Here is a 9,012-nt window from a genome sequence, read left to right as displayed (position 1 = left end):
GGGGAACCCCGGTACGGCGAAGACCACCGTGGCCAGGATCCTGGCCGGAATCTTCAAGGAGATCGGAATCCTTTCCAGCAGCCAGATCGTGGAGGCAGGCCGGGCGGATCTGGTGGCAGGTTATATCGGCCAGACCGCCATCAACGTGAAGTCCGTGTTCAAGAAGGCCAGGGGGAAGCTCCTGTTCATCGACGAGGCCTATTCCCTTGCATCGGACTCCCAGAGGGACTTCGGCTATGAGGCGATCAACACCATCGTACAGGAGATGGAGAACAGCCGGAGCGACACAGTCGTAGTCTTCGCCGGTTACCCGGAAGAGATGGAAAACTTCTTCTCCATGAATCCGGGGCTGAGATCCCGCGTCCCCTTCCGCATCAGCTTCCCCGACTACTCTACCGACGAGATGGCGCAAATCGTCACCTTAGAGGCGCAGAAGCGCGGCTTCTCCCTCTGCCCCCGGGCGCTGGAAAAGGCGGTCTCCCTCTGCGGGGAGGCGAAGCACCGTTCCGACGCGGGGAACGGGCGGTTCTGCAGGAATCTGGTGGAAAACGCGATCCTGGGCTATGCCTTGCGGGTCTACGGGGAAGGGGCGGAAGCCGCCGACGGGGCGGTAAAGGATTTTATCCTTGGGGAAGAGGATTTTTCCCTGCCGGACAATATGCAGGCCATACCGGAGAGACAGGAGGGAAAAAAATCCGCGCCCATAGGCTTCCGGTAGGAACTGTCGGAAAGACAATTCCTTATCAGCGGCGGGTTCCGGCGGCTTGCTTTTGTAAAATTTACAGACAAGAAGGCGGCTATCTGATATAGTGTACTCATGGCCGCCGGAATATGACCCTCTGTCCAGGGCGGGAACATGTCCGGCGACCGCTGTACTCACGGCCTCAGACATCTGCTCTATGGAATGATCTGCCCTAGGAAATGTACGGCAGGCGGACGCCCTGCCATGCAGAACGGAAAGGGGCAATGAGGGCGCTCAGGAGTATGATCCCTACAATGTGCGGCATGAATCACGACCGGTGATTCTGTAGATTTCAGGAAAAATTCCGGAAAAGAAAGGTGGGAAAGACATGAAATTTTTTCAGGGAAAACAGGAAGATTACCGAAAGAACCTTGCCTGCATGGAGGAAGTGACAGACAGGCTCTTAGGCCACATGAAGGGGCACGGCTTCTCCTTCCGGCAGGAGATCACGGACAGCAAGGGGGACTTCAGCCAGGAGAAGCTCTGCGGTCTGGTGGAAGAGCTTGTGGAGCGCTGGGTGGAGACCCTGCGGGAAAGCACGGACAAAGATCCGAGCACCGGGGAGAGCCTGGCGGAGCCCTATATCCGGGAGCGGCGGGAGCTGTACGGCCTCTACCTCTACCTGGTCATGCGGTGCAGCCTGTGCCAGGGGGCGTATGCGAAAGCCTATCCTTACGGCTCTGTGGAGAAAGAGCGGACGGATTTTGCATTCCTGCTGGAACAGGCCAGGCGCCTGACCAGAAGATGGTGCGTCATGGCCGAGCCCGATGGGGGGAAACGCAACGAGCTGTACGAGGGCTATGACGAGCACTTCGGCTTCCATCTCTACAAGACCCTTGTGGATCCCCAGAGGATCACCGACGACAGCGCCCTGAGCCCCTGGTGGAAACGCCAGAACAACCTGAAGCGCCTGACGAATGAGGGCAATATGAAACGAATCTACATCAGGCACCATTCGCGCGCTTTCCAGGGAAGCAGGGACAAAGAAATTGCCCCAGGCAAAGAGACAGCCCCGGACAAAGAGACAGCCACGGGCGAGGAAACAGCCCCGGACGAGGAAACGGCTCCGGACAACGCGGCAGCCCAGGCGAGAGCCACAGTCCGGGCGGAAGAAACAGCTCCGGACAAAGCAGCAGTCCCGGCAGATGAAACAGCCCTGGGCAAAGCAGCAGTCCCGGCAGATAAAACAGCCCTGGGCAAAGCAGCAGCCCTGGCAGATGAAACAGCCCTGGGCAAAGCAGCAGCCCTGGGCGATAAAACGGCTCCGGACAACGCGGCAGCCCCTGGCAAAGTGGCAGCCCTGGCAAAAGCGACAGCCCCGGACGAGGAAACGGCTCCGGACAACGCGGCAGCCCCGGCGAACGCGACAGTCCGGGCGGAAGAAACGGCGCAGCTGAAGGCTTGCCGCGATGAGGCTGAAACGGACAGCACGGACAGCAATAGCAGCTATGAGGACGGCTCCGATGGCGGCGACGGCTATGAGGACGATGATGCTTATGAGGATTTTGACGATTACGACGATTACGATGCTTATGGGGATTATGACGCTTATGAGGATGACAACGACCCCTATCCGTTCCCTGATTTCGAGACCAAGGCCGAATTCGAAGCCGCCGCGATGGAGCAGTGGGCCCAGGAGTATGAAAGGGCGGACTACCTGGCATCCCTCGCCCTGAGCTTTGCCTGTAAAGCCGAGTACCTCGAAGCCTGCAGGCGGTTCACGGCCTCCTTCGAGAAGGCCAGGCCGGATGTGCTGCGGGACTTCTATCAGGAACTGGAGAGAATCGTGGGCCTGTATCTGGCCGAACGGAACCTCTCCCCCCTGGCGGATACCGATAAGACGCTGGACGTATACAGCCGCGTCTCCGACGGCCCCTGCCGGCAGGCGGGCAACTATGAAAGGAGGCTGCAATGGGAGAATCTGTGAACGGAATCCGCGGAGCCTTCTACAGCGACATCATCTACGATTACCAGTGCAAATATGACGACAAACGGGAAAAATCCTTTCTCTACAGAGCCTTTTGGGCAGAGGGCGTCTCGGGACTGCTCAAGCGCCTTGACCGGTCGCTCTCGGAGCACCTGGCCGGGGACGGCCATGAGTCTCCCAACCCGCTGGAGAAATATATGGCCCCGTTCTGCCCCAACAGCCGGCCCGGGAGCTGGGACTACCCCTGGCATCTGGCGAAGCAGCCCCTAAAGCCCGGGGACGAGTCCCGCATCAAAGAGCAGCTTGCGGCGGCCATGGCGGAGCATCCGGCCTGGGCTAAAGGGCTGCTGACAAAAACGGTTCCGGAAAAGGGCCGCAAAGAGCGCCGGGACTTCTGGGAGGAGCTATGGCTGAGAGATGCCGCTTACAGAGCCGGGCTGATCACCGACACGGACTATTACCTGTGGCTGGTGGAATATCTGGCGGTGCGGGACATCTATTATAAAGACAACAGCATAGCCAACGCCCATTTGTGGCTGAAAAGGCTGCTGCATAAGACAGGCGTGGCCGGCGAAGACCTGGCAGTCAAGGCGAACGTGGAAAAGAAGCTGGCGGAGGCGGCAGCGCTGATACGCCAGGAACGGGGCGCCGGAGGCACGGAAATCGCAGCCCGGCTCCACAATCTGAAACGTTCCGTGAAGAACAGGAACGGGGAGACGATCCGGAAAGAGGACTATCTGCCCTGGCTGACCGCCCGTCTGGAGCGGATGGCAGTCCACATCAAGGTCAAGACCTGGCTGCAGGACAGCGGATATCCCCTGGGGAGAAAGGACAAGGCGGAGAATCCGCCCAGAGAGCCCAGGAAACAGGACTTTTCCCTGCGCCTTTTCGAGGCATACTGCGACAGCGGCGAGGGCTACGAGTTCTACAGAAAAGACCTGGGGGGCCAGGAGAACTCCGGAGACTGGCATACGGACAGCCAGGGCTTCTGCATGCTGGAGCTGTCCCAGGCCGACGGCCTTCGGGAAATCCTGGAGCAGAGCGGAGGAAGGTATCTCTACATTCCGCTGGCCATCCACCTGGGAAGCGGCTGTATCTTTTTCCTGGCAGGGAAGGAGAATTACAGGGAAGCCTATGAGAAGGCGGGAAGGCTGCTGAAAGAGGCTTACAGGCAGACGAACGGCTGCTGCTGCTTTGACTATCTCCGTCTGGACGAAGGGTATCAGGCGCAGTTTCCCGGGGACGTGGGCGGGGCGTTTCGGCTGCAGCCCGCCTTCCATGAGAACCAGGGGCGGAGCTGCCTGGACGTTTTCATGGATTTCAAACGCTACTGCCTGTCCGGAACCTGCAGCCCCCGCCGGACAGTCAAAAACTTCAACGAAGAGGCTCCCGACGGTATCCCGGCTGCGTTCCGCTGGGCCTTTGACAATCTGGAGGAGATGGAAGTGAGCCCACAGGCGGCAGTCTCCTTCCAGCGTGTGCGGGAAATGGCGGAAAGGTCATACTGACCTCTCCGGCGCGGATGACCTTCCGAAGGGATACATTCCGGGTAAATACAATGCAGCTTGTTATGCTACCAGTTGTTTTTTTATCTGCTATATACTAATATTATGATGGGCTGAATAAGGCTGCAAAAGCCGAGACGCCGGAGCAAATCAGAAAAAGAGTTGAGGAGGAAAAAGACACAGTGAATGGCGAAACAAAGCAGTACAGCATTTTGATTGTCCCCCAGCCGGAGGACAGCAATTCCCCGGTCTCCGCGGTGCATCTGGAGATTGCCGGAGATTCCAGCGACTTTTACAACAACGTGGAGGAGTGGAAGAATCGTCTCGCCCCCGACAGGCAGACGCTCTACAGCAATGGTTCAGCGGACCGCGCATGTCGGATCGTCGCAGGGACCGACGGCGATTTCACCGTTCCCTGCGATGAGTTTGCCGCCCTCTCCACGCTGTTGTATTACTGCGCGGTTCCCGAAGCCACCGTCAGAGAAATCCGGTATCGGGACACGGTTTACACGGATGTCTCCAATCTGGAAATCCTGTATAAAGAGTTCGAGGCGGTACAGGGAACGATCTATGCGTGCCCGGTGAGGTGCTCGGCGAAAAAGGACGGCCGCGATGTAACCGTGTATTTCCTCGGGTTCGACTCCTTCGGGTACGACCCGGATCCCTACGACATGCCCGGCCAGATTTCCTGCGGCCTGTCCGGCGGTATTGTAGAAGCGGACGAAAAGCGGCTGTACTTGGGTGCGTATCCCGACAGTGTGAGCCAGTGGGTTGAGCGCATTGATGAAGAGACCGCCCTGGAGATTCCCGATAGCTATTATAGCTTAGATTTCGATGTATTTTTTCACGTTTTCCTGGAAACAGACGGGGAAGATGTGACATTCTGTCGGCTCTTAAACGGAAAGATGTGCCGGATGATCAGCAAGACGAAGGACACGGTAATCTTTCATGCAACAACGGATGACTACGAAACGCTGGCCGCCAGCCCTGAGCAGGACGTGGCCCTGCCCTACATGGATGTAATCTTCAGAAACGTCAACGGAGCCTACCAGTACACCATTGAAAATCAAGGCATTGCCAAAAGCAAGTACAGCGGCGTCGTTTTCACGCCTCCGCGGCTGCCGGATCCGGACAGCCTGACGGAAGAATCCGCCGCCACCCTGTACCACGCCTATCTCTGCGCCCTCCGCAGCGCGTTCTCCGGCGCGGAAACCTACGAAGCAGACGGCATCGTCTTCAATCATATTGTCGGCAAGGAGGACCGGTTCTTTGCCAAAACAGAGGATTTTGAGCTGACTGCACAGTGGATTTCTCCCCTTAACACTGAGGGTCATTATACTATGGACTACAGCCGCTTTGAAACCGGCGCCCGCATCAACGTGCTGAAAGCGGTCTTTTTCGAGGGTAAGACAGATGTCTCCCTTTTACCGCAGCAATACTCCCTTGGGATCACCGTAAATACTCCCACCCAGAAGGAGCCCTACTGCACAAGCCTCAGCGAACTGAGGCAACGGGACTCCTTCCCCGGCGAAGAGCTCCCTGAAAGAGCCCTCTTTCAAGAAGATTTCTCCAGCTTCATGAAGAACTGCGGACTCTACAAGGCCGTCAAAAAAGCCATCCTCCGCTTCGGTGTGCACCGGCTCATCATGGATCCCGCCAGATTGGAGCAAATCAGCCGTGAGGAGATGGAATCGCTGTTATATGGCGATATGGTGCCGGATCAGAGCATCCTCTCCCTGGCTCTGGAGATGAAGAATGAGTTCAACAGGACCGGAAAGATTCCGAATATCGCGCTGATCGGCGAGGCCGGCACAGGAAAAACCAGCATAGCGAAGAAACTGGGGGCATCCATCTTCCACAAGGAGGTGCGGGAGTATTCCCCGTCGGATTTGAAGGGAGCCTATGAGGGCTGGACAAAGTATGAGGTTCTGAGCAAGCTGCTGCAGGCGGCGCAGGAGGATGCGATTTTCTTTGTGGACGAGGCCTACGAGCTGATGTCAGACGACTTTGGACGGGAGGCGGTCTCCCTTCTGCTTCCGCTGATGACGGGCAGGACCAAGGTCGATGCGTCCACCGGCGGCAGCGGCGGCGACAGGCTCACGTTATCGGTGGATTTTGAGACAGGGGCGGTCAACGGGGGAAAGAGATATATAAAGCCCGGTATCCCTCCCATCTGGATTGCAGGCTACGAGGATGAAATCCGCCTGATGCTGAGCCAGAACAAGGGGCTCTACAGGCGCCTGAAACGGGTCTTGCTGGCACCGCCCACAAAAGACCAGTTGTACAGCAAGCTCATCAGGGAATTGGAAGACCAGCAGGGAAATGTGGATCCTAAGAAATGCGACATTCTGACGAAGCTGTTCAAGAATCAGAAGGCATTGCTCACAAGATTCTTCATGTGGGGAGCCCAGCCCCAGAATTCCCCGTATTTCGCCAACTACGCGGGCGTTGAGAGTTTCCTTGGGCGCTGCATGGACGGCATTGATTTCGACAGCACGGAGGACAACGGAATCACCGGGCAGATGGAAACCATCATGGCCTCGATCAAGCGGGACGTGAAGCGCCAGCTTGACACGGTCCGGCGCAAGGGCGGAACCGCTTACGCCGCCAATACCAATGATGCGGAGCGCATCCAGATGATCTCCGACATCGAGACCCGTTTCGAAAATCTGGTGGGCTGTGAAAACCAGATCGCGTACATGCAGAGCATCATTGACATGCTGGCGGAGAAGCTCCTGTACGACCGCTATCACATCACTGTTCCCAAGGGCGCGCTGCTGCTGGGCCCTCCGGGCGTGGGCAAGACCTTCATCGCCCGGGCCATGGCAGGCGAGCTCCAGAAGAAGTTTGAGAAAGGCTCCGAGACCTCCAACAAGCGGGTGGGCTTCATGTCCCTGTCGGCTCCGGAGATCACCACCATGCCGGTCAGCTTCATCGGAAGCATTTTTGACAGGGCCGAGGATTACGACGTGTGTGTAATCTTCATCGACGAAGTGGACGCCATCGCCAAGAACCGGTTTGAGAATGGGAACTACTCTCATTTCATCGAGCTGATCAGGCAGATGGACGGCATCGAGCAGCGGTCCAATGTGTTCATCCTTGCCGCCACCAACGCCTACGAGTCCCTGGACCCTGCCTTTACCCGCTCCGGCAGAATCGACAAGAAGCTGTTCTTCACGCTGCCGGACAGCAAGGCCCGCTGCGAGCTGGCGGAGAAGAGCATCCGCGCGCGCTGTGGGATCCTGGTGCAGTTTGGCACGGAACCCAACGAGAAGGGCGAGCATGTCCTCTCCGAGGCGGAGAGCCGGGGCATCCTGAAACTGGCGGAGGAAACCGCGGAGCTCACCGCGGGACGCACGCCCGGAGATATCGAAAACATCATCAACACTGCGTTCATCATGTACAATCAGGAACTGCACCTGCCCCGGAAGCCGCTGGAGCAAAGGGAACTTCGTTTTGGGGACAGCGAGGAGCTGGGGTTCCTCTACCGCAATCTCTACGAGGCGGTGGAGCGGTTCACCGTGGGCGACCCGCACCCCGTGGACAAGGACAGCGGCTCCAACACGGGCAAGAACGACAAGGGGCGCTTCGCCGTCTCCGTCCATGAGGTGGGACACGCGCTGGTGGAGATCCTGTCCGGCCGCGAGCCTTTCGAGAAGATCACCTCCCTCCCGAGAGGCGACGTTCTGGGGTATGTGCAGCCCAGCCAGAGCAGCCTCTGGACGAAAGAGGATTTCCAGATTCGCATCCGTTCCTCCATGGGCGGAAGAGTCGCCGAGGAGATCGTCTACGGGAAGGAGCATATCTCCACAGGCGCCTCCGGAGATATGGAAAAAGCGACCTACTGGGCCCGCATGATGGTGGAACGTCTGGGCTTTACGGAAGAATTCGGATTCATGGCCCTCTGCCAGACCACAGCGCAGCATCTCGACGCAAGCGCATACAACTGCTCCGAGACCTTCCGCGAGCAGAGCGACCAGGCGGTCAACAAGCTTTTGAAACAGCTCTATCAGGAAACCCGGGGCCTTCTGGCGGACAAGAAGGAGCTCATCGAGACGCTGGCCGCGGAGGTGGTGAAGCAGGAGACCATGACGGGTAAGGAATTTATCCGGTTTTACCGCAGATGTTCGGGTAGGGAAGCCTGAGGAGCCGCCCCGGGGATTTTCCGGGATTCCAAAAGGTACTGCCTGCCCGGAACCCACAGCCCTCTCCGGGCAGCCAGGAACGAAGCATCCAGGCCTTACACGGCCTGGATGCCGTTCTTTGGCCAGAAGCACCGCCGTGGTTCACAGGCTTCTATCCAGATACCCGAACATGAGCTTCACCATATTCACTGCCAGGGCCCTCTCCTCTTTCGTCCTGCCGTTTAATAGTTGCCGCAATATCAGGTATTCCGCATCGTCTTTGGCAGTGATGGAATCCGAGAGCAGGTAATCCACCGTGACGCCCAGCCGGTTCGCCACCGCCACCAGGTTATCCAAAGTCAGGCTGCGCTCTCCCCGTTCAATCTGCCCGATATACGCCATGGAAAGGTCTACATCCTCCGCCAGCTTCTCCTGTGTCAGATTCAGCTTCAGCCTCTCCTCCCGGATACGCCTGCCCAGTGTCTTCTGTTCCATAGAATCCCTCCCATGTTCATAGTTTGTCTTATAGTATACCCAAATAATACTAACCGCCGGAAATTCCCGTAATCCACACAGTGCATTATTTTCATACGCTTTTTGCTGTTATCTCCTCTCCCATCTTTTGCTTAAGGACTATGTTTTCCCGGCCAGCCCTCCATTCCCACACTGAGCCCGCTTTATGACGATATGTTCCCGTAAAATTTACGGGCGGGC

5 protein-coding genes are annotated in these 9,012 nt (G+C 57.7%); 4 read left to right on the top strand and 1 reads right to left on the bottom strand.

Going from position 1 to position 9,012, the window contains the following annotated elements; genetic code table 11:
• The 4 genes from Q2B33_RS21605 to Q2B33_RS21590 form a co-directional block, all read left to right on the top strand.
• Positions 1-718 (top strand): AAA family ATPase (locus Q2B33_RS21605; RefSeq protein ID WP_300822822.1); only part of this gene is annotated, 718 nt, incomplete at its 5' end.
• A 352-nt stretch (positions 719-1,070) separates the two neighbouring features.
• On the top strand, positions 1,071-2,669 hold the full coding sequence (locus tag Q2B33_RS21600) for a hypothetical protein (protein WP_300783654.1): 1,599 nt from the start codon (positions 1,071-1,073) through the stop codon (positions 2,667-2,669).
• Complete coding sequence (locus Q2B33_RS21595; protein ID WP_300783656.1) at positions 2,654-4,177, top strand: hypothetical protein; 1,524 nt, start codon at positions 2,654-2,656, stop codon at positions 4,175-4,177. The genes Q2B33_RS21600 and Q2B33_RS21595 overlap by 16 nt, the downstream gene beginning before the upstream one ends.
• Positions 4,178-4,356: 179 nt before the next feature.
• Complete coding sequence (locus tag Q2B33_RS21590) at positions 4,357-8,319, top strand: AAA family ATPase (protein ID WP_300783658.1); 3,963 nt, start codon at positions 4,357-4,359, stop codon at positions 8,317-8,319.
• A 141-nt stretch (positions 8,320-8,460) separates the two neighbouring features.
• Here Q2B33_RS21590 and Q2B33_RS21585 read toward each other — a convergent pair whose 3' ends face one another.
• Positions 8,461-8,793, bottom strand: coding sequence for a helix-turn-helix domain-containing protein (locus tag Q2B33_RS21585; RefSeq protein ID WP_296466360.1), 333 nt, complete (start codon positions 8,791-8,793; stop codon positions 8,461-8,463).
• Between the last annotated feature and the right edge of the window lie 219 nt (positions 8,794-9,012).

It is taken from the genome of uncultured Acetatifactor sp., assembly GCF_948601915.1.
Taxonomy (GTDB): Bacteria; Bacillota; Clostridia; order Lachnospirales; family Lachnospiraceae; genus Acetatifactor.
The sequence above is the reverse complement of the archived record's forward strand: the minus strand, read 5'-3'. Positions and strand labels throughout refer to the sequence as shown.

Coding starts and splice junctions, on each gene's coding strand:
- Q2B33_RS21600 (WP_300783654.1), top strand. CDS start 1,071: ATGAAATTTTTTCAGGGAAAACAGGAAGATTACCGAAAGAACCTTGCC.
- Q2B33_RS21595 (WP_300783656.1), top strand. CDS start 2,654: ATGGGAGAATCTGTGAACGGAATCCGCGGAGCCTTCTACAGCGACATC.
- Q2B33_RS21585 (WP_296466360.1), bottom strand. CDS start 8,793: ATGGAACAGAAGACACTGGGCAGGCGTATCCGGGAGGAGAGGCTGAAG.